Source organism: Pseudoalteromonas lipolytica (genome assembly GCF_001306915.1).
GTDB classification, from domain to species: domain Bacteria; phylum Pseudomonadota; class Gammaproteobacteria; order Enterobacterales; family Alteromonadaceae; genus Pseudoalteromonas; species Pseudoalteromonas simplex.
Genome location: NZ_LJTC01000014.1, coordinates 26,767 through 48,413, shown reverse-complemented (window position 1 = coordinate 48,413; position 21,647 = coordinate 26,767). Strand labels below are relative to the sequence as shown.

The window sequence follows — 21,647 nt, the reverse complement described above, 5'->3', positions numbered from 1 at the left end:
AGCGAATATTTTTTATCACTTTGGCATACAGCGCAATTTTTGTTAGCGTGGTCAGCCCTAGCGTATTAAAATGTGCGTTTATATTTAATGAATTTACAGAAGACATTGCCATGACTTGGGGTTTAGATAAAGCACGCGAAACATACAATGTTGCTCACTGGAGTGACGGTTACTTTGACATTAACGCACAAGGTGAGCTGGTGGCTTACCCTGATGGCGATCAAACTAAAGCCGCGGTGTCTTTATCTGAACTGACTGAGCAATTTAAAAAGCAAGGTCTTACCCTACCTGTTTTAGTGCGTTTTACCGATATCTTACAAAATCGCGTTGAAACGCTGACTAGCGCATTTACCAAAGCACGAAATGCCCGTGAATACCAAGGTAGTTATACCTGTGTTTATCCAATTAAAGTTAATCAACAGCGTTCTGTGGTCAGTAAACTACTTGCTCACCCAAGTGGTTTAGTGGGCCTTGAAGCCGGCTCAAAACCTGAGCTGATGGCTATTTTAGGTGTAGCACAAGAGCCAATTACCATCGTTTGTAATGGTTATAAAGACAGTGAGTTTTTACGCTTAGCCTGTATTGGCCAAGGCATGGGTCATAAGGTTCATATTGTTGTAGAAAAACTTTCTGAGCTAACTACTCTATTGGCAGAAATTGATGATCTAGGCATCGAGCCATCAATTGGGATTCGTATTCGCTTAAACTCGGTTGGTAAGGGGAAATGGCAGAATACCGGTGGCGAAAAAGGTAAGTTTGGTTTAACAGCAGGGCAAGTGCTATCTGCGGTTGAGCTGCTTAAATCACGCAATAAACTTCATTTAATGCAACTAGTGCATTTCCACATCGGCTCGCAAATTGCCAATATCCGCGATATTCATCGCGCACTGCGTGAATGTGCTCGTCACTTTGCAGAGTTAACACAGTTAGGCGTACCACTTAATACCGTGGATGTCGGTGGCGGTTTAGGTGTTGATTACGAAGGCTCTGGGTCACGTAGTTCGTGTTCAATGAACTACAGTGTTGAAGAATATGCGCGTAATGTAGTTAATGCGTTTGCTGAAGTGTGTCAGCAACATGACCTTAAACACCCTGCCATTATTACCGAGTCAGGCCGTGCGTTAACAGCGCACCACGCGGTATTAATTACAGATGTTATTGATGTTGAGCGTGCGCCAAACCATGCAAATCCAACGGCGCCAGAGGCAGGCAGTGTATTGGTACTAGATGAAATGTGGCAGTGTTTACAGCGTTTAACACCGCGTATGGCGTTGGAAATTTATCATGATGCAATGCATCTATTCAGTGAAGCCCATGACCAATATGTGCATGGCCTACTCACTATGCTTGAGTGGGCGAAGCTCGAGCAGTTGTATTTCACAATTTTACATCGTGTTCGTGCATCACTTAGTGAGAATGCCCGTTCACATCGAGAAGTGTTAGACGATTTAAACGAGAAACTTGCCGATAAGCTCTTCGTTAACTTCTCATTATTTCAGTCACTCCCCGATGTCTGGGGGATTGGGCAGTTATTCCCTGTCATGCCAGTTGAAAACTTGCATCAGCCATTAACACAGCGCGCCATTATTCAAGACATTACCTGTGACTCAGATGGGCAAATTCGTGATTATGTCGAAGGCACAGGCATAGAGAGCAGCTTACCTATTCCAGAGTACAAGCAAGGTCAGCAATACCATATTGCAATGTTTTTAGTGGGTGCGTATCAAGAGATTTTAGGTGATTTACATAACCTGTTCGGCGATACAGATTCAGTGCATGTTGAGCTTACAGAAGCAGGCTATCAACTAACTAATGCCATTAAAGGTGACAGTGTTAAGGACGTATTAAAGTTTGTTGATTATGATAGCGAGATTCTTGCTGAAAACTTTGCAAAACGGGTCAACTCACTGGCAATTGATGAGCAATCTAAGGCACAATATTTATCAGAACTAAATGCAGGCCTTGCTGGCTATACGTATTTTGAAGATTAAGCGTTAAAGGAATAAGTAGTAATGTCGATGATCCGTTGTGTGTTCAGTTTTTTATTTTACACCCTCAATACCCTTTTTTGGTTTGTGCCTATTTTTATTTGTGGCCTCATAAAGCTTATTCCAATCAAGCCATTGCAAAAATTAATGAGTTGGATTGCTAAGCAATGCGCCACTATGTGGGTGAGTTGCAACAGCATCAACCAAAACATATTTGCTTCATATAATCTGAACGTGACAGGTCTTGAGCAGTTAAAAGCGAAAGACTGGTACTTGGTGATCGCGAATCATCAAAGCTGGGTCGATATCGTTGTTATGCAACGTCTGTTTAATCGCCGTATTCCGTTTTTAAACTTTTTCTTGAAAAAAGAGCTGATATACGTTCCTTTCTTGGGTCTTGCATGGTGGGCGTTGGATTTCCCATTCATGACTCGTACGAGTAAAGCCCAGTTAAAGAAAAACCCTAAATTGCGTGGCAAAGACTTAGAAACCACGCGCAAAGCCTGTGAAAAGTTTAAAGAAATGCCAGTGAGTATTGTTAACTTTGTTGAAGGTACGCGTTTTACTGAGCAAAAGCATTCTCGCCAAAATAGTCCTTTTGAGCACCTATTAAAGCCAAAAGCGGGCGGGGTTGCGTTTGTTATGCAAGCAATGGGTGAACAAATTTCCAAAGTAGTGAATGTAACCATTCATTACCCTGGTGGTATTCCTAGCTTTGTGGACTTTGCTAGTGGTCGAGTAAAGCAAGTCGATGTGCGAGTAGAAGTGATGGAAGTGAGTCCAAATTTGATTGGGGATTATACGGGCGATGCAGAGTTTAGAGTAAATTTTCAAGCTGAGCTAAATCGAATTTGGGAAGAAAAAAATCAACAGTTAGCCGAATTAGAAGCTAAAACGCAGTAGTATTGCTAACGCAGTCGAGAGCACACATATGTTAAAGAAATTTTTACCAAATTGGTTAACAGGCGTTCTAGTTAGTATTGTCTTGTTTGCTAATGTGATTATTTGGGGCACGCTGGTGCTGCTGTTTGGTGTGCTTAAGTTACTACTGCCATTTAAGGTGGTTAGCGATATTCTTCATTTAGCTTATCGCGGTTGGTGTAAAGGTAACCGCTTTGCCTTGTGGTTAGGTTGCCCAGTAATTGAAATTGATATTAAAGGTAAAGTTACTACAGATGGTTGGTACTTACTTATCTCTAATCATATGAGCTGGCTAGACATTGTTGTTCTGAGTGCAATCGATGTTTTACCCGCGCCAAAGTTTTTCTTAAAAGATGAGCTGAAGTATGTGCCATTCATTGGCACTGGCGCATGGGCTATGGGTATGCCTTTTATGAAGCGGGTGAGCAAAGCGCAACTGGCAAAAAATCCTAAGCTGAAAGGGCTTGATGTTGAGCGCACCAAACGTAGCTGCCGTGATTTTCGTAATCACCCAACAACAATCATTAACTTTGTTGAAGGCACGCGCTTTACAAGTCAAAAGCACAGTAAGCAAAATAGTCCGTTTACTTACCTTTTAAAGCCCAAAGCAGGCGGTATAGCATTTGCTCTTGAGGTGTTAGGTGAGCAATTTGATGCATTATTAAATACCTCGATTATTTATCAGGGGGAGGGCGACCATATTTGCCGTAACCTGATGCGTGGCCGTTTAAACGTGATTAAAGTTGAAGTGCAAGTGCAAGCAATTAGCGCAGAGATGATTGGTGATTATCAGCATGACCGTGCATTTAGAACGGCTTTCCAACAACATATTAATGAGTTGTGGTTACAAAAAGATGCTCAGCTACTAACTTATCACCAAGCTCAGCAAGCTGAGTACCTTGCTACCATCAATAAGGAGATTGAAGCGCCATGAAGCAAACTCACCTACAAGAGTTGGTGATGCCTTGGTTTGAATCAATGCCAGACGCGGCGCTAATAAGTGCATTAACCGCTACAGCTATCGGCGTTGGCTCATTACTAATAATTTACATGTTTACCCGTCGCTTATTACTACCGGGTATTCAAAAGGTTGTTACACGCCTGTCTCCTGAGCGTATTGGTGCGCTCACACCTATGCTCAATAAGTTAAACCGTCGTTTTGCAGGGATATTGTGCTGTGTACTTTATTTAGCGACCTTCGATTATGTTTATCCAGTTCATGATGTCGCTGCATTAGTACTTAAAACGGTAGGTCAAATTGCACTGATCATTTACGGTGGCTTCATTTTAAGTAGTGTGGTGAGCATTGCTGGTGGTATTTATAACCAGCTTGATTTTGCGCGCGATATTCCGATTCAGGGCTTGATCCAAGTTGTAAAACTTATCACCTTTATGGTCTGTGCAATCCTCATTGTGAGTATTCTACTTGAGAAATCACCGACTTATATTCTTTCCGGTTTTGGTGCGATAGCGGCGGTAACCTTACTCGTATTCAAAGATACTATTTTAGGGTTTGTCGCCAGTATTCAAATTGCGGCAAATCGACTAGTAACTTACGGTGATTGGATCCAAGTGGATAGCTATGGCGCAGACGGTGAAGTTATCGACCTTGGTTTAAATACAGTAAAAGTGCGTAACTGGGATAACACGATTACAACCATTCCAACTTACATGTTAGTTGCAGGGTCATTTAAAAACTGGCGTGGTATGCAAGAGTCAGGTGGTCGTCGTATCAAACGTTCTTTAAACATTGATATGAATAGTATTCGTTTGGTGGATGATGCTTTTCGAGAGCAAATTGATGATGCAATTCCTTTGCATGACTACATACGAGTAGCAAATTTACCTAACCCAGTAACAAATCTTGGCTTATTTAGACGTTATGCTGAAGGTTACTTAAAGCAACATGAAAAAATTAATCGTGATTTAACTTTAATGGTGCGAGAGCTGCAACCAATAAATCATGGTTTACCTATTGAGTTTTATTGCTTTAGTGAGGATAAGCGCTGGATTTCATACGAGCACTTGCAAGCAGAGATCATGGATCATCTACTTGCTGTACTGCCTATTTTTGGGCTTAGACCTTATCAAAGTGTTACGGGTCAGTTGAGCACAAGCGAAGCCCAAACTGGCTTAAAGCCTAGTATCAAGGTAGCTAATCCTCCACGTGAGAAAGCTTAAAGCTGACCAATCAATAAGCTAATCGTAATAAAGCCTAACAAAAGCCACCAAATAGGTGGCTTTGCCATTCTTAGCCATGTAAATACTGCAATGACTAAAGCTACTTGCCATAGATTTTGCACTGCCGATTGCCAAATCGGTGAATAAAGAGCAGCGGCTAAAAACCCCACTACAGCGGCATTTAGCGCTGCGATACTGCCTGCAAAGCGTGGCTTATCTGCTAACTGTAACCAGCTTTTCATAAAGGCTAACATCAACAAAAAACCAGGTAAGAAAATCAGGATGGTCGCGACAATAGCACCTACAAGTGGAATGCTTGGTGTAACTTGTGCGCCTAAATAAGTAGCGATAGTAAACATCGGTCCAGGTATGGCTTGGGCACTGGCATAAGCCGATAAAAACTGCTCAGTTTCAAGGCTCGGTACACCAGCTTGTAAAATAGGTAACACAACGTGACCGCCACCAAAGACCATAGCGCCAGTTTGATAAAATGGGGCAAACAAAGAGAGCCATTCACCGAAAGGTAAAAAACTAATTAATAACAAGATGGCAAATAAGCCAAGTGGTAACCAAGCTATTTTCACTGATTTTTGCTCTTGGCTTTCAGGTAATTTAAGTTGTGGATAGCACCAACCTATAGCCGCTGCTGCAATAAGTACTAAAATTTGGCTCGATAATTGTGAGAAAATAATCAATACAACAGTACTTAGCACTGCTATAAGTTTATGTAAGTGGTTTTTGCAAAAGCTCATTGCCATGCTATAGGTTGCATCGGCAACAATCACTACTGCAAAGAGTTTTAGCCCAGCAATTACTGCAAAGTATATATCACCAAATTGATGAGCGCTTAGAGCCAGAAAAAACATGATTAAAAATGAGGGTAGGGTAAACCCAATAAAAGCGCACAGGCCACCCAATACCCCTCCTTTTTCAACCCCCATCGCAAAGCTAACTTGACTCGAACCTGGGCCCGGTAATGCTTGGCTAAGACTAATCAGTTGGGCATAGCGTTCAGCAGAAAGCCATTTTAAATTATCAACAAAGTGGCGTTTGAAGTAACCAAGGTGTGCTGCAGGGCCACCAAAGCTCATACAGCCTAATAAAAAGAATTGCTTAAATATGATGAATAACATTGATTTGCCATCAGTAATTTTTTTTCAATTATGACAAAATTGTATGACATTTTTGTGGTTTTTATGACACAAGGCCGTCTACAATATACAGAACCAGTGAACGTAGTCATGAGTATCACTATGAAACACTACATTGCAAGTTTGTTGTTATTTTTTTTCAGTGGCTTAGTATCTGCGAACTCTTATGAGAAAGTGTTGGTGGCTGTTGATCATGCGCCCCCTTATGGCATGATTTCTGATGATGGTAAAGTGAGTGGCGCAATTGTTGATATTATGCGTGAAATGCAACCTAGCTTACCAATTAAGTTTGAGTATGTTGCTTGCCCATTTTCTCGTTGTTTAAAGATGCTTGAGCAAAATGAGCTGGATGTGATGGGCGGCCTTATTCGCACAGAAGCGCGCGAACAAAAAATGCAGTTTCTTACCCCGCCGTATATGATGCTGTCGTCTTCTTTCGTGTTTTATGCAAAAGCTGATAGCGAGCTTAAAATAAACAATTATCAAGACCTAGTCGGTAAGCGCATTGCGGTAATGCGAGGTGCTGCGCATTTTCCCCGCTTCGACACTGATAAAACCCTCACTAAAATCGAGGCTTTAAGCGAACATAATGCTTTTGAGATGTTATTAAAAAATCGTGTTGATTTAGTGATTGCTGTTGAAGAGACTGCAGATCATGCCTCCGTTTTTTTGCAGCGACCTTCACAAGAAATTGTAAAAATGCCTTATCGCTATAAAGATGTTATTTATGGTCACATTGCCCTAAGTAAACAGTTTGCAAGCTCGAGTTTAGCCGAAAAAATTCAAGAGCGCCTTAATACCTTAGTCCTCAATGGCCGTTTAACAGAATTGGTCAAAAGTTATAACTTACCTCCGGTTACTGCTGTAGCAATCGATAAGTAACCCATTCTTCATAGTTTGTTCATAGACGTTCATTCATAATTGTTAACAATTCAATTTGAATAATTGCCATGGAGAGACACATGACTTTTACAAAATCAGTTTTAACAGTGGGCGTATTAGCCGTTTTATTGACAGGTTGTGAGACAACGAATACAGGTAAAGGCGCTGCGATTGGTGCTGCTACAGGTGCCGTTCTAGGTAAAGCAACTGGCGACCACGATGATAAACGTATCTTCATTGGTGCGGCTATTGGTGCATTAGCAGGTGCAGCCGTTGGCGATTATATGGATAAGCAAGAAGAAGCATTTCGCGATGAGCTAGCAGGCTCAGGTGTTGAAGTGGTTCGTGAAGGCGACAATATTCGTCTAGTCATGCCATCAAATATTACTTTTGCAACTGACCAATCTTATATTTCGTCGGGCTTTCATAGCACCTTAGATGCGATTGCTAAGGTGATGAATAAATACGAAAAAACCTACTTAAGCGTAGAAGGTCATACCGACAGCACAGGTAAAGATACCTACAATATGACGTTATCTCAACAACGTGCGCAAAGCGTAAAAGATTACTTAGTGAATCATCAGATTATGTCTGCGCGTATCAGCACACGAGGCTATGGTGAAACACGCCCTGTGGCAAGCAATGACTCAGCAAATGGCCGAGCTTTAAACCGCCGCGTAGAAATTCAGATCGTACCGAATACACAAGGTTAGATTTTATATCTAGATTTGTGGTCAGGTTTGATATGCCCTTTCAAACCTGACATTTCCCTTCTTAATCTCGATTAAACTGTAATTCGCACAATTGTTTATACAATGGGTTAGTCTCAAACAATTGCTGATGCGTACCCGTTGCAATAATTTCTCCTTTATCCATCACGACAATCACATCGGCGTGTTTAACCGTTGCCAAACGATGGGCAATGATCAGTGTTGTTCTGTCTTTCATTAGATGCTCAAGGGCAGCTTGTACATGAAACTCACTTTGTGCGTCGAGTGCACTGGTTGCTTCATCAAGCAATAAAATTGCAGGGTCTTTTAATATTGCGCGGGCCAGAACTATGCGTTGTTTTTGCCCACCTGAAAGCCTAACACCTTGCTCCCCTAAAAAGCTGTGGTAACCATCTGGCAGTTGACTAATAAACTCATCGGCATGGGCATATTTGGCCGCCGCATATACTTGCTCGTCGCTGGCGCTTGGGTTGCCATAACGTATGTTATGCATTACGTCTGAGCTAAATAAAATTGGGTTTTGTGCCACCATCCCCATTTGCTGGCGTAAGCAATCAAGAGAGAGTGCTTTTATGTTTATTCCTGCCAGCGAAATACTCCCTGAACTTGGGTCGTAAAAGCGCTGCAGTAACTCAAACAACGTTGTTTTACCAGCCCCCGATGGGCCAACGATAGCAAGAGTTTGACCTTGTTTTACTTGTAAATTCAGCGTATTTAAAGCGGCTTTATCTGGCCTTGAAGGGTAATGAAAAGATACCTCATTAAACTCGATAGCAGGGTGATTAAGTTTGTTTGCTTCAAGTTGTGCATCATGATTTGTATCTGGACTTTTGATCATGCTTTCAACGGCAAGTAGCTCTAACAGCCGTGCTGCTGCACCTGCGGCTCTTTGCAGCTCACCATACACTTCGGCAACGGTTGCTACAGACATCGCCACCATAATCGCATAGAACACGAAAGCGCCTAGCTCACCACCTGTCATAGTGCCAGCTAATACGTCACTGCCACCAACCCAAAGCATCACGCTAATAGCACTAAAGGTCAGAAATATCACCGCTGCAATCAAAAACGAGCGCTGTTTGATTCGGCTCTTCGCTACTTGAAACGCCTTGTTGGTCTCCTCGCTAAATGCTGCTTTTTCACGTTCTTCATGGCTATAACTTTGCACTACTTTAATATTTTGAATGATCTCACCAGCATAGGTGCTGATATCGGCAATGGCATCTTGGCTTGAGCTTGCCAGTTTTCTTACTTTTCGGCCAAAAATCATCATCGGCACCAATACTACTGGTACGCAGGCAACAACGACAAGAGTCAGCTTTAGGTTGGTAATAAGTAGCATAGCCAAGCCACCAATCAGCATTAAACTACTACGTAGTGCCATTGAAAAAGAGGAACCAATGATAGATTGCAATAAGGTGGTGTCGGTGGTCAGGCGCGACATCAGCTCGCCACTACGGTTTTCTTCAAAGTAGCTCGGGTGTAATGTAACGATGCGATCAAACACGGCTTTACGGATATCGTTACTGACTCGCTCACCAATCCACGACATTAAATAAAAGCGACAAAAAGTACCTACAGCTAATAAGCTTATTAAACCAATCAACACCATTACTGCTTGTTGAAGCTGAGCTTGTGAGCCTGCAATAAAGCCATGGTCGATAACAAATTTAACGCCTTGTCCGAGTGATAAGTTAACACCGGCCGTAAGCAGCAAGGCGCCAAGGGCTGCAAACACCACCCATTTATAGGGTTTAATAAAAGCTAAAATCGGTAACAGGCTGCTAAATGCGGCCTTTTCTTTATTGGTAGACATGCTAGATTCTTGTTGATGAATAGGGTATAGATATGGTTATCAATGCTCTAAAAATCAACAGTTATTAAGGGATTAGTATGGAATCTACAACGATCAGTGGTCAATTCACCGTAAAATTAAACCCAATTGGCGGTTATGCCACAGGGCAAGATGGCGTAAATTTAGGACGTATGTCGATTGATAAACAGTTTTCAGGTCCATTAGAAGCAACAAGCCAAGGCGAAATGCTCAGTGCCATGACTGCAACTCAGGGCAGTGCAGGTTATGTAGCGATAGAGCAAGTTGTTGGTAGCTTAGAAGGTAAGCAAGGCAGTTTTGTGCTGCAACATTTTGGCACCATGGATAAAGGGGCTGACCGATTGATTTTAGAAGTGGTACCAGACTCAGGCGCAGGTGAACTTGAAGGTATTTCTGGTAAAATGGCAATTCGAATTGAATCGGGTATTCATCATTATGACTTTGAATACCAACTGACGGACTAACATGCAAAAAGTTGTAGAGTTTAAAAAGAAACGCTTTTTTGGCGGCATCGATATTGATGCATTAAATCAACGAGTGTTCGAATTAGGACAAGCAGGTTGGCAAGTGAAAACCATCACTACAGCAACAGGGGTTTATGGTCAGATAACATCCGTTTTATTGCTAATCGAGAATAACGAATAATGACACTAACTGAGTGGTTGAGTTTAGTTTTAATTTGCGTGATGGGAGCGATGTCGCCGGGGCCGAGTTTAGCTGTGGTTTTAAAGCACAGTTTACATGGCGGTATGAAGAATGGCATGTTAGCGGCGTTAAGCCATGGTATTGGGGTTGGCTTTTATGCGTGTGCCTCGTTACTTGGTTTAGGTGCGCTGATGACTCAGTTGCCAACGCTTTATCAAGTGCTGGTCTATGGCGGTGCAGCCTATCTCGCATATTTGGGTATTCGTATTTTGTTAGCTAAACCTAGCTCGCAAACATTGAATGTTGAGCAGACTAAGCCGAGTCCTCGTAGCGCATTGCAAGATGGCTTTGCTATTGCCTTTTTAAACCCAAAACTTGCGGTGTTCTTTTTAGCACTGTTTTCGCAATTTATTGATCCTGAAAAGCTGACTTTGCAAGTTGGTTTAATCATGTGTTTAACGGTATTTGTGCTTGATACGGGCTGGTATCTAGTTGTTGCACTGTTAACCGACATATCAAAAAAGCGTTTTGGTTTCACCAAGACAAATCCATGGCTCGAAAAATTGCTAGGGATAATCTTTATTGCTCTAGCTGTTCGCGTCGTTATTACTTTATAAATCCCTCTATATTGCGATTACATCACTAATAGAAAAGGGTTGTGATCGCTGCTCTCCCCAGCAAGCTCCTATTGCATACGTATTCATCACACAATATTTACCTTTTGGTTACACTTTATTGGTTGTTTTTTGACAACAACAATAACCACAAATACAACACCTCCAACGACAACAGGGTGGAAATCCAATGGGGAAATTCAAGCTAAGTGCGCTTATGCTGGCTTTAGTGGCAGCAAATAGTGCAATAGCGGCGACGGAACAAGAACGCACATCAGCAAAGGAAATCGATCCTGAGCTAGAAGTAATCGAAGTGCGCGGCTTTAGTCGCAGCTTAATTCAATCATTAAATCAAAAACGCTTTAGCGACACTGTCTCTGAGCAACTATCAGCTGATGACTTAGGGGCATTACCTGATGTGTCTATGGCTGATGCATTAACACGTCTACCGGGGATCTCGGCGGTACGTACCGGAGGCCAAGCTGCCGAAATCAACATTCGCGGTTTATCTGGTGGCTTTGTTTTTTCGACATTAAATGGTCGTGAGCAAGTATCTACTAGTGGTAGTCGCAGTATTGAGTTTGATCAATACCCGTCTGAGTTAATCAGTTCAGCGGCGGTCTACAAGTCGCCAAAGGCATCCCTCATTGAAGGGGGCGTAGCAGGTACGGTAGAGCTACAAACAGCCAGCCCATTGGATAATGACCAGCAACACAAATTTACTGCGAATGTGCGTGGTATGTATAACGACCGTGCTTCAGAGGTCTTTGATGCAACCGAGTACGGCGACCGTATTAGCTTTTCTTACCAAGGTAAGTTTCTTGACGATACGCTAGGTGTCGCAGTGGGTTACGCGCGCTTATTCCAACCAAGTGTGGCGACTCAGTTTATCGGTTTAGCATATAACGGAAACAAAGATGTTGATGGACTGGCAAATGATACCGATGGCCCTGCAGATAATCCTGCCAATGAATACATCAGCGAGGGATTTGAGCTTCAGCACTTAGGTGGTGAAGAAACCCGTAATGGTTATTTAACCTCAATTGAATGGGTGCCAGCCGATAACTTTAAATTAAAGGGTGATGCGTTTTTATCGCGTTTTGATAGCGAGTCATTTGCCCGTGGTTTCCGAGTTAAGTTTGGTGGTCCGTCTGCGGTGTATGCTAACCCAGTGCTTGACGGTAATGCGGTGATTGGTGGTGCGATTAACCGCACATCAAATAGCTTTACCCGTGTTGAAATTGTTAATGATGATAACCAAGATTTCGATGAAGTAGACAGCTACGGCATTAATGCGGATTGGCAAGTTACTGAGCGTTTAAACGTCAATGCTGACGTGTCGCTATCACGTGCTAAGAGTAATTTCCGTAATGGTTTACTTTGGGCATTGGTTGCGGAAGATGCCACCGTTGAGAACCCAGTGTTCGATACCAATGTATCGCTTAACTATCAATTGAACGGCTTAAACTTGCCTGATGTAGGTTTTAACCAAGCCGACGCATTTAGCGATATTGACCGAGTTATGGTCAGTAAATACGGTATTTACCCGTATGAAAATGAAGATGAAGTAAAAGCATTTCGACTCGATTTTAAGTATGAGTTAGAGAATAACTGGTTTAGCTCCATTGAATTTGGCGCTCGTTATTCAGACCGTGAGTACAGCAATAATCGCTCTGTATTTGAATACGGTAACGACGGTGCATTTTCTTCGACTCAACCACCGCTTCGCCTTACCGATGACATGGCTACAGTCGTCAATTGGCAAGGTGAGTTTAGTTATTTCCCATCATATCTAGCGATAGATTTAGATAAAGCACTTAACGCATGGTTCCCAAATGGTATTCCGCAACCAGTACAAACCTGGGGTAATGCTGATGGTGTTGTTGATTTAGATGGTGATGGTGAGCCAGATGCACAAGACTATACCACTAACTATTCATGGACCATGTTGCAAAGTGGTTCAGTGTATGAAGAAGTGGTGTCCGCTTACCTTATGCTTAACATTGATACTGAAATTGGCAAGCTGCCAATCACAGGTAATATTGGTATTCGCCGAGTAGATACCGATCAGTCCGCGACGGTGCTTGAAAACGTCGGTGGTGACCCACAACTCGGTGCGCAGTATATTGTTGATGACAATGGCATTGTTAACGACCTTTATGCACCAAGCGTGTTAGGCATAAAATACACAGACTACCTGCCTTCATTAAACCTAAACTTTAAAGTGAGTGACGCGACACAAATTCGTTTTGCTGCGGCAAAAGTGATGGCGCGTGCTCCGATTAACCGTTTAGCAGGCGATGCCAGTGCATCGGTTAACAATGACGGCGAAATTAACGGTTCAAGTACTAATAACCCATTCTTAAAACCTTTTTATGCTGATCAATACGATATCTCGTACGAGCAATACTTTGAAGACACCGATGGTGCACTGGTTGTTGCTGCGTTTTATAAGAATATCGACTCATTCATAGATACGGTAGCCATAGAGAACTTTGACTTTAAGGGTAATGGTTTTAACGTACCAGAATACATTATTGACCCTGTCAGCGGTGAGCAAATCGAAACTACTAATGGGGTGTACACCACTGCGGTTAACAATGCCAAAGGCGGTTATATTCGTGGTATTGAGCTTGCCTATACGCAAGTTTTCTCATTCTTACCCTCACCGTTTGAAGGCCTAGGTATTAACGCCAGTTACTCGTATACCGAGAGTGAGGTGCAATCTATTACCGATTTAGGTGGTGATTCTGTGTCGCAAGACTTGCCTGGCCTATCAAACAATGTCTTTAACGGCACACTTTTTTACAGCTATGAAAACTTTGAAACACGTTTGAATGTTCGTTATCGCGATGATTTTGTTTCAGAGCAAGTTGCTGTCAATGAGCAAGTGGTGAATTTTGATGCAGAAACGGTTGTCGATTTCCAAACATCGTATCAGTTCACAGATTCATTCGGCATGTTATTACAAGTAAATAACTTAACCGATGAACCAACACAAAGCTATTTTGGAACAACCAGTAAAACAGGCACCACGCAATTCTTTGGTCGTCAGTTTTATCTGGGTTTTACCTATAACCATTGATCAGTAAGCTGGAGATAATAATATGAAAGTAATAGCTAATTTAAACCGCTTACTGATTGCATGTAGCATGGTATTGCTAACTGCATGTGGTGGTGGCGCAAGTGACGATATAGATTCTGGGCAAGTTTTATTAACTTGTAGCGTACCGCAAATCCCTAATGAAGCAGGGACTGAGTGTGTAGATCCACCACCAATTAGTTGTAAAGGCAATTCCGTACCAGATGAAAATAATGAGAGCTGCGTAGTAGGCGCTGATCCCACTTTGCCTGATCCTGTGGTTTTCCCTGCAGACGACGAAGCCATCTTATTCTATAACCGCACAGATAAAATCTATGAAGGATACCGTTTACACTCATGGAATAACGATGACTGTGATGCTTACGCTGCACCGTTTGATGCCACTGATTGGGCCAATGGTCATGAATACGATGGTGTTGACCCTAACTACGGCGCGTATTGGATTGTAAAACTAAAAGAGGGTTACAACGAGTGTGCTAACTTCATTGTGCATATTGGAACCGAAGGGTCCGGCAAAGCGTTTGGTGATGTTGACTTAAAAATGCCATTGATGCAGGACGATGAAAAGTTCCAACGTATGAACTTTACTTTTCATGGTGAACCGTCTGTTTTTGAATTCCCAATTTTGAGTTTAGGAGTGAGTCTTTCAGGTGCCTCAGCACATTGGCTTGACCTCTCAACCTTTGTCTATAATCCAAGTAATGAACTGACAAGCATCATTAAATTACACTCATCAAACAATGCAGATTTAGCAATAGATGAAGACACCGAAGAGCTAAATGGTCAAGTGGTTGAGCTTACATCGACATCTTTAAGTGATGAGCAAATCGCTAAAGTACCACACCTTGCCGGATGGAATGCGTACCAAGGTAACTGGGATGCCGCCACTGCAAAAGAGCTTATTAAACAACAACTGGTTGTGGCAGGCTATGACGCTGATGGCAAGCTAACAGAAGCCACTTATGTACAAGCCGCTAAAGCCCTCGATGACTTATATACCAGTGGCGAAAGTGACGCTAATGAAGCACAACTTGGTGTGCATTACGCAAATAATGGCATTGATGTGTCGGTATGGGCACCGACTGCAAGCAATATGAAATTAGCGCTGTATGATGCTGATAAAACAGAGCTTGAACAATTTGCGATGACCTTTGATAGCGCAACGGGTATTTGGTCTAGCAATATCGATATTAGTCACGATCGCCATTACTACCGCTTTATGTTTGATGTTTATCACCCAGCGACCAAGCAAATTGAAAGCTTATGGAGCACAGATCCTTACTCATTAAACGTTTCGACCAATGGTTTATATAGCCAATTGATTAACCTTAATGATGAAGATACAAAACCAACCGGCTGGGATGAGCGTATGGTGCCAACGGTTGATTACCCAGAGCAAGCGGTTATTTATGAAGGTCATGTACGTGATTTTAGTGTGCGTGATGAAACTGTCAGTGAAGCAAACCGTGGTAAGTATCTTGCGTTTACTGAGCTTGATAGTGCACCAATGCAACATCTCAAAAAGCTGGCAGATAATGGCTTAACCCATTTCCATTTACTACCACTGACAGATATTGGCACCATAGATGAAGATGCCAGTCAGCGTGTTGATATTACTGCAACCTTAGGTGATTTATGTAGCCGCATTGACGATGATGCCGATGCATGTAAAACCGAAGATAAGAGTGCATTGATAGTTGATTTAATGGCGTCTTACCTGCCTGGTTCTGATGATGCTCAAGCACTGGCTAATGCTATGCGTGGTGTTGATAGCTTTAATTGGGGTTATGATCCGCATCATTTTATTGCGCCTGAAGGCTCTTACGCTTCATCGCCTGAAGGTATTGCACGAGTCAAAGAAACGCGTGCGATGATCCAGTCTTTACAGGAAATTGGTTTGCGTGTTGTGCTTGATGTTGTTTATAACCACACTACCTCATCAGGTGTTTGGGATAAATCTGTGTTTGATAAACTAGTACCAGGTTACTACCACAGATATAACGAAACAACAGGCATAATGGAACGCTCAACATGTTGTGAGAATACTGCAACAGAACATGTAATGATGGATAAGTTTGTTACTGACTCTATGGTGATTTTAGCCCGTGACTTTGGTTACGATAGCTTCCGCTTTGATGTGATGGGGCATATGCCAAAAGCCTCAATTATGGCAGCGCTTAATGCAGTGCAAGCAGTTGACCCAGATACTTACTTTTACGGTGAAGGATGGAACTTTGATGAAGTCGCTGATAACCGTTTATTTGTGCAAGCTAAACAAATGGATATGGCAGGAACTGAAGTAGGTACCTTTAATGACCGTATCCGTGAAGCAATTCGTGGTGGTGCATTCTTTAGCAATAATGCCACAGATGGCAATTTATCTGAGCAAGATACGTTGCGTTTATCGCTGGCAGGTAACTTACAAAACTACATTCTTAAAGACTTTAAAGGTAATTCAGCAAAAGGTAGCAGCTTTAGTTGGGGTGGTCAGCCAGCAGCTTATGCACTCGACCCAGCTGATAGCATTAACTATGTCTCTAAGCATGATAACGAAACACTATGGGATCAGCTGCAATATAAGCATGGTACTAACTTAAGTATTGAAGAGCGTGTGCGTGTTCACAATATGGCTTTAGCTATGCCGCTGATGAGCCAAGGTATTCCATTTATGCAAATGGGTGCTGATATGCTGCGTTCTAAATCAATGGATCGTAACAGTTATGATTCTGGTGATTGGTTCAACTTTGTTGATTTCAGTATGGATACCAATAACTGGAATGTAGGCCTGCCACCTGCGCAAGATAACCAAGCGAAGTGGGGCGAAATTGCACCTATTTCTGCAAATACGAATGCGCAAGCGATGGCAAGCGACATTGAGTACGCAAGTAATGTATTTACTGAGTTCTTAGCAATTCGTAGTGCCAGCCCATTATTTAGTTTAACCACAGAGCAAGACATTCTAGACCGCGTTGGCTTCCACAATATTGGTAAGCGTCAACAACAAGGCTTAGTCGTGATGAGTATTGATGATGGTGTTGGGTTGACTGACCTAGATAGCCAATACGATGCCATTGTCGTGGTGATGAACGGCACTGAGCAAAGCTTATCGCATACGGTATCAACGGCTGCGGGTTTTGAGCTTCATCCTGTTTTAAAAGCGAGTGTTGACTCAAGTATGTCAGCGGCAAGCTTTATGGCTGGTGAGGGCGAAGGTACCTTTAATGTTCCACCATATACTGTTGCTGTGTTTGTGAAACCACAAGCTGATGCACAAGGTGAAGGCTTAAGTGCTGATGCGACTGTGGGGGCGCCAGATATTGTGCCATTTGGTAGCACAACAGTTTATGTTCGTGGCTCGTTAAATGACTGGGGGACGGCAAATAGCTTTGAATATGTAGGTAATGGCGAGTACAAAATTGCGATTCCTCTAACAGCAGGTAGCTATGAATTTAAAGTGGCTTCTGAAGATTGGTCTACCGTTGATTTTGGTGCGCTTTCTGCCGATGTTGCTGAAGTGATCGAAGGTGAAGATGAGCCGCTAACACGCAGTGGCGCCAATATGACCTTTACGGCGGCAATGGATGCTGTTTATGTGTTCTCATTCGATGCCACAGACACCGATAACCCAGTGCTTAAAATCTATAATGAAGAGCCATTTGTTGGCACCCCAATTTATGTGCGCGGTGACTTCAATAGTTGGGATACCAGTGATGAGTTAATGTACCAAGGCAAAGGTGTTTATACTTTCACTAAACAATTAACTGCAGGTAGCTATAGCTTTAAGTTTGCTTCAAGTGATTGGAATACAGTCGATTATGGCTCAGGTGAAAGTAGCGCAGCGGTTACAGTGGGTACTGAAAAACTACTCGCAGTAAAAGGCGCAAACATGACAATGGATATTGCCAGCGATGGTCAATATCAGTTTGTGTTTGATGCTAGTAACCTTGAAGAGCCACTCATGACCGTATTTAATGCAGAAATGTTTGGCGAAACTCAAGTCTATTTGCGAGGCAGCATGAATAATTGGGATCCAGTGGATCCGTTAATTTATACTGGCGATGCTTTATATAGTACGACACTGGCACTTGAAGTGGGAGAATATGGATTCAAAGTCGCTTCAAGCGACTGGAACACCATAAATTATGGCGGTAGTGGTGATTCACCCATCGCTATTATTGGTGAAGCGACCTTATTAGAAGCCGTTGGGGGCGATATCACCTTGAGTATTGCTGTAGCGGGGGATTATCGTTTTACAGTGCAAGGACCTGATCTGAGTAAATTAACAGTGACGGTTGAAGCAGTGGAATAGCTTTCCCTGCAGTACCCTTAAGCCGGGCTTTGCTCGGCTTTTTTTGTGTTTAATGAAAAGTTTGTATATTGTTATAACTCTCTATCAAGGAGCCTATGATGACAGAAACCAGTTTATTGAGTGCCAGCTTTGATCCAAAAGTAAAACAGTATTGGTTATTACTGGGTATTTTTACCTGTGTGATTAGTATGGTAGGGATCCCTTTTATTCCCATTGTTGCGTTAATAATCTGGCTGGTGGCAGGGCGTATTTTAGCGGCGATGTCAGCCACGTTGTTAACACGTAAGTTAGTGGTAAAACGCGGTGTCTTCTTTAAAGAAGAAAAATCGATCCCACTTGAAAAAATAACTGATGTGGCACTGAGCCAAGGTCCCTTAATGCGCCAATTTGGTCTTTATCGACTGAGTTTTGAAACGGCAGGTCAATCAGGGCAAGGTGCATTAGTATCATTGCTCGGAGTGGTTGATGCAGAGACGTTTCGCGAGGCAATCTTAAAACAAAAAGATGAGATGACTCAAAGCAGCAGTACTAAAGCTGAGCATCAACCTGAAGATAGTCAGTTAGAGCTGCTGCGTTCACTTACTTATAGCGTAAAAAACATTGAGCAAATGTTAGTTACGCTATTAGATGAAAAGCGTTAAACCATTTGTAAAGTAGGGTTACCAGCTTGTACGCTGAGCGCTTTTTGACGCTCGCTAAGCAGTGTGTAATCGGCTGTTTTAACGCTACTTACATAATGCCACTGGGCAAGCGCTTGCTGTTGAGTAAAGGTGACGGTTAAGTAGCCGCGTTCAACTAAGTTATTGTAAGCTAAGTCGTTAACCAATAATGCAATGACTTGCTCAATTTGTGCGACAGCTTCGCTCGATTGCGTATTTAACGCTAAGTAGTTCTCAAGACCTGGTGATGAAACCGAAGATGTTGCAAATTCAACACCAGCTGCGGCTTTAGCAGAAACAGGATTGCTTGCATCAGTGACTAAGTGTCCTGCCCAACTGTTATGCGTATCACCAGCTAAAACGACTAAATTCTTTTGTGCTGCAATTGCAGTTCCTAGTATTTGCTCGCGCTCATAAGCATAGCCATCCCATGCATCAAGATTATAAGGTGCTGTTGTTTCTACGCGTGCTCGCTGTTCACTAGTAACCGTTGGATCGCCAGCTAATATACGTCCTTTAATTTGCGCAAGCTCACTAAATAATGTGTTTGCTTGAGCAAGTAATGCCGAGGGATCAGCACCGTTTGCTTGAGTCACTTGGATATTCATTAGTAACTGTAAAATCTCGAGTGGCAAATGCATTTTGGTCATCAGCACCTGTTGCCCAAGTACTTGCCATTGTGTTGTTGCTGTCGTTAAACCATCAGTCAGCCATGTAAGTTGCTCGTTACCTAATAGAGCACGAGTAGGTGAGCTAATTGCTGCAACAAAGTCAGTTTGTCCTTGGCTGCTGGTTAAGTCGAAATCTGCATAATTAACTTGCTCGTCGCGAGCTAAAACACGGGTATCGAGCATGTGCAATGACACTAAATTACCAAACTCGAAGCGTCGATAAATACGCTCTTTATCGGCAACATTACGGATAGGCATCCATTCAAAGTAGGCTTGTAGCGCATGCATTTTGCGCTCGCTAAATTCACCTTCGCCGTCGTTGTGATTTTCAGCGCCACTATGCCATGTATCATTAGTTATTTCATGGTCGTCCCAAACAGTAATAAATGCACAATGACTATGGGCAGCTTGCAGGTTTTCGTCTTTACGATAATGGGCGTAACGTTTGCGATAATCCGCTAAAGAAATGATTTCATCGTTATTGTCATCAGGTAATAAACGGCCAAGTTCGGCGGCATCTTCAGTGGCATAACCTGTATTACCGTATTCATAGATGTAGTCACCTAGGTGCAGTACTGCGTCTAAATCGGTTTGTTTTGCGATTTCGCCATACACATGAAAGTAGCCAGCAGGATAGTTAGCGCAAGAGACAACAGCAAATTTAACTTGTTCTATGTTGTCGGTTGGAAGCGTTTTACCTACTCCAGTGGGTGAGGTTTTACCATTACTTATGAAGCGGTAGTAATAGGTGGTATTGGCATCGAGGCCTTGCAGATCAACTTTTAAGGTGAAGTCGGTTGCATCGCTTACTTGTGTTTCGCCATCATGGCTAATGGTTGTGAAGTTAGCGTCTGTTGAGGCTTGCCAAACTACGTTAATACTCGTGACGTTTTCAAGAGGGGTTATGCGAGTCCAAATAATTAGACTGTCAGCGAGCGGGTCGCCACTGGCAACACCGTGATCAAAGCTGACAGGGGTTTGCTTTGTAGTTTCGTCATCATCGTCATTAAGACTACAGCCCGTTAAACCGAAGGATAAAACGGCGGCTCCAAAACCAGCCGCCGATGCTTTTAAAAAGCGTCTGCGCGTAAAAGTCATTGCTCTGTACCTATAAGTAGAAAAGCACGAGCTTATCCGACCAGTGTTACTGTTCTATGAAGTTAAAACACCTGACAAATTTGTTCTGTATTACAGGTGATTACAGTGACATTTTCGTAACCAACACGAGTCAGTGCTTCGGCACTCAGTGTGGCGCGGGCACTACTTGCACAGTGTAAGTAAATGGGCCTTGCAGGATCTTTTTCAATTTCCATTAATTTCATTTCAAGTACACCACGCGGGATATTAATTGCACCTGTCGCTGCTTTAGTTGCGTGCTCAGCAGGCTCACGTACGTCAATTAATAAACCATGGTTTTCGCTTAGCTCTTGTTTTGCTTGGTCAGCGCTAATGCGGCGCTGGTTTGGGGCAACAATTTTCATTAAGTCAGGAATTGGTGTCAGCATACTTATCCTCCATGCCAAGTTTTCGTAAAAGGGTGATGTATTTAATATATTAGATAACACTATATTAGTAAATTCTAATATTAGACTTTTCTAATATATCAATCTATACTTTAGCGGCATTTTAAGAATATAGAGTAGTGTGAATATGAACATCGATTTTGCGGCTATGGCCGACAATGTGGAGCAAGCAGAGCAAATGCTAAAGATATTGGCGAATAAAAATCGCTTGATGATCTTATGTTCGCTGCAAGATGGTGAAATGAGCGTGAGCGAATTAAACGAAGCTGTGCCGTTGGCGCAGTCTGCATTATCGCAACACTTAGCGGCGCTGAGAAAAGCTCAGATAGTTGCTACTCGACGCGAAAGCCAAACTATCTATTATCGCGTGGTTGATGAAAATGTAGTATCGATCCTAGCAACTCTATATGGCTTATTTTGCAAAGGTAATTAAGC

At 42.6% G+C, this 21,647-nt stretch carries 17 protein-coding genes; 13 read left to right on the top strand and 4 right to left on the bottom strand.

The genetic code is table 11. The features are described from left to right. Positions 1 to 110 precede the first annotated feature (110 nt). The 4 genes from speA to AOG27_RS18230 are packed head-to-tail and all read left to right on the top strand — an operon-like array spanning position 111 to position 5,090. The gene (gene speA, locus AOG27_RS18245; RefSeq protein ID WP_054554514.1) at positions 111 to 1,991 is read left to right on the top strand and encodes a biosynthetic arginine decarboxylase; all 1,881 of its coding nucleotides are present in this window, start codon (positions 111 to 113) and stop codon (positions 1,989 to 1,991) included. 21 nt (positions 1,992 to 2,012) lie between these two features. Further along, positions 2,013 to 2,891: an acyltransferase gene (locus AOG27_RS18240; RefSeq protein ID WP_054554421.1), complete on the top strand. Its 879-nt coding sequence runs from the start codon at positions 2,013 to 2,015 to the stop codon at positions 2,889 to 2,891. Positions 2,892 to 2,919: 28 nt separating this feature from the next. Next, entirely contained in the window at positions 2,920 to 3,843 is a 924-nt protein-coding gene (locus AOG27_RS18235; RefSeq protein ID WP_054554420.1) for an acetyltransferase, read from the top strand. Continuing rightward, positions 3,840 to 5,090 carry a mechanosensitive ion channel family protein gene (locus tag AOG27_RS18230; protein ID WP_054554419.1) on the top strand — a complete coding sequence of 417 codons (1,251 nt, stop codon included), beginning with the start codon at positions 3,840 to 3,842 and terminating at the stop codon, positions 5,088 to 5,090. Before AOG27_RS18235 ends, AOG27_RS18230 begins: the two co-directional genes overlap by 4 nt. On the opposite strand, the gene chrA is transcribed toward AOG27_RS18230, so the two are convergent. Further along, a complete protein-coding gene (gene chrA / locus AOG27_RS18225; RefSeq protein ID WP_054554418.1) occupies positions 5,087 to 6,223 on the bottom strand; it encodes a chromate efflux transporter in 1,137 nt (378 codons plus the stop codon). The genes AOG27_RS18230 and chrA overlap by 4 nt on opposite strands. Before the next feature lie 120 nt (positions 6,224 to 6,343). Here chrA and AOG27_RS18220 point away from each other — a divergent pair, with 120 nt between their 5' ends. Beyond that, positions 6,344 to 7,123 carry a substrate-binding periplasmic protein gene (locus tag AOG27_RS18220; protein WP_161804360.1) on the top strand — a complete coding sequence of 260 codons (780 nt, stop codon included), beginning with the start codon at positions 6,344 to 6,346 and terminating at the stop codon, positions 7,121 to 7,123. An 80-nt stretch (positions 7,124 to 7,203) separates the two neighbouring features. Next, the gene (locus AOG27_RS18215) at positions 7,204 to 7,836 is read left to right on the top strand and encodes an OmpA family protein (protein ID WP_054554417.1); all 633 of its coding nucleotides are present in this window, start codon (positions 7,204 to 7,206) and stop codon (positions 7,834 to 7,836) included. A gap of 61 nt (positions 7,837 to 7,897) precedes the next feature. Here the strand turns inward: AOG27_RS18215 and AOG27_RS18210 are convergent, their stop codons facing one another. Then, on the bottom strand, positions 7,898 to 9,670 hold the full coding sequence (locus tag AOG27_RS18210; RefSeq protein WP_054554416.1) for an ABC transporter transmembrane domain-containing protein: 1,773 nt from the start codon (positions 9,668 to 9,670) through the stop codon (positions 7,898 to 7,900). A gap of 77 nt (positions 9,671 to 9,747) precedes the next feature. Here AOG27_RS18210 and AOG27_RS18205 point away from each other — a divergent pair, with 77 nt between their 5' ends. From AOG27_RS18205 to AOG27_RS18180, 6 genes are all read left to right on the top strand, one after another. After that, positions 9,748 to 10,152, top strand: a complete 405-nt coding sequence (locus AOG27_RS18205; protein WP_054554415.1) for a DUF3224 domain-containing protein — start codon at positions 9,748 to 9,750, stop codon at positions 10,150 to 10,152. A 1-nt stretch (position 10,153) separates the two neighbouring features. Then, positions 10,154 to 10,333 (top strand): DUF4177 domain-containing protein, encoded by a 180-nt coding sequence (locus tag AOG27_RS18200; RefSeq protein ID WP_054554414.1) that lies wholly within the window; start codon positions 10,154 to 10,156, stop codon positions 10,331 to 10,333. After that, positions 10,333 to 10,950, top strand: coding sequence for a LysE family translocator (locus AOG27_RS18195; protein WP_054554413.1), 618 nt, complete (start codon positions 10,333 to 10,335; stop codon positions 10,948 to 10,950). The genes AOG27_RS18200 and AOG27_RS18195 overlap by 1 nt, the downstream gene beginning before the upstream one ends. Before the next feature lie 187 nt (positions 10,951 to 11,137). After that, on the top strand, positions 11,138 to 14,032 hold the full coding sequence (locus tag AOG27_RS18190) for a TonB-dependent receptor (RefSeq protein WP_054554412.1): 2,895 nt from the start codon (positions 11,138 to 11,140) through the stop codon (positions 14,030 to 14,032). 22 nt (positions 14,033 to 14,054) lie between these two features. Next, positions 14,055 to 18,359: an alpha-1,6-glucosidase domain-containing protein gene (locus AOG27_RS18185; RefSeq protein WP_054554411.1), complete on the top strand. Its 4,305-nt coding sequence runs from the start codon at positions 14,055 to 14,057 to the stop codon at positions 18,357 to 18,359. 98 nt (positions 18,360 to 18,457) lie between these two features. Next, positions 18,458 to 19,000, top strand: coding sequence for a PH domain-containing protein (locus tag AOG27_RS18180; RefSeq protein ID WP_054554410.1), 543 nt, complete (start codon positions 18,458 to 18,460; stop codon positions 18,998 to 19,000). On the opposite strand, the gene AOG27_RS18175 is transcribed toward AOG27_RS18180, so the two are convergent. After that, positions 18,997 to 20,787 (bottom strand): alkaline phosphatase D family protein, encoded by a 1,791-nt coding sequence (locus AOG27_RS18175; RefSeq protein WP_054554409.1) that lies wholly within the window; start codon positions 20,785 to 20,787, stop codon positions 18,997 to 18,999. The two genes, AOG27_RS18180 and AOG27_RS18175, sit on opposite strands and share 4 nt — an antisense overlap. A 62-nt stretch (positions 20,788 to 20,849) precedes the next feature. Further along, positions 20,850 to 21,194, bottom strand: coding sequence for a rhodanese-like domain-containing protein (locus tag AOG27_RS18170; protein WP_054554408.1), 345 nt, complete (start codon positions 21,192 to 21,194; stop codon positions 20,850 to 20,852). 145 nt (positions 21,195 to 21,339) lie between these two features. Here AOG27_RS18170 and AOG27_RS18165 point away from each other — a divergent pair, with 145 nt between their 5' ends. Further along, positions 21,340 to 21,645 carry an ArsR/SmtB family transcription factor gene (locus AOG27_RS18165; RefSeq protein ID WP_054554407.1) on the top strand — a complete coding sequence of 102 codons (306 nt, stop codon included), beginning with the start codon at positions 21,340 to 21,342 and terminating at the stop codon, positions 21,643 to 21,645. Positions 21,646 to 21,647: the final 2 nt, after the last annotated feature.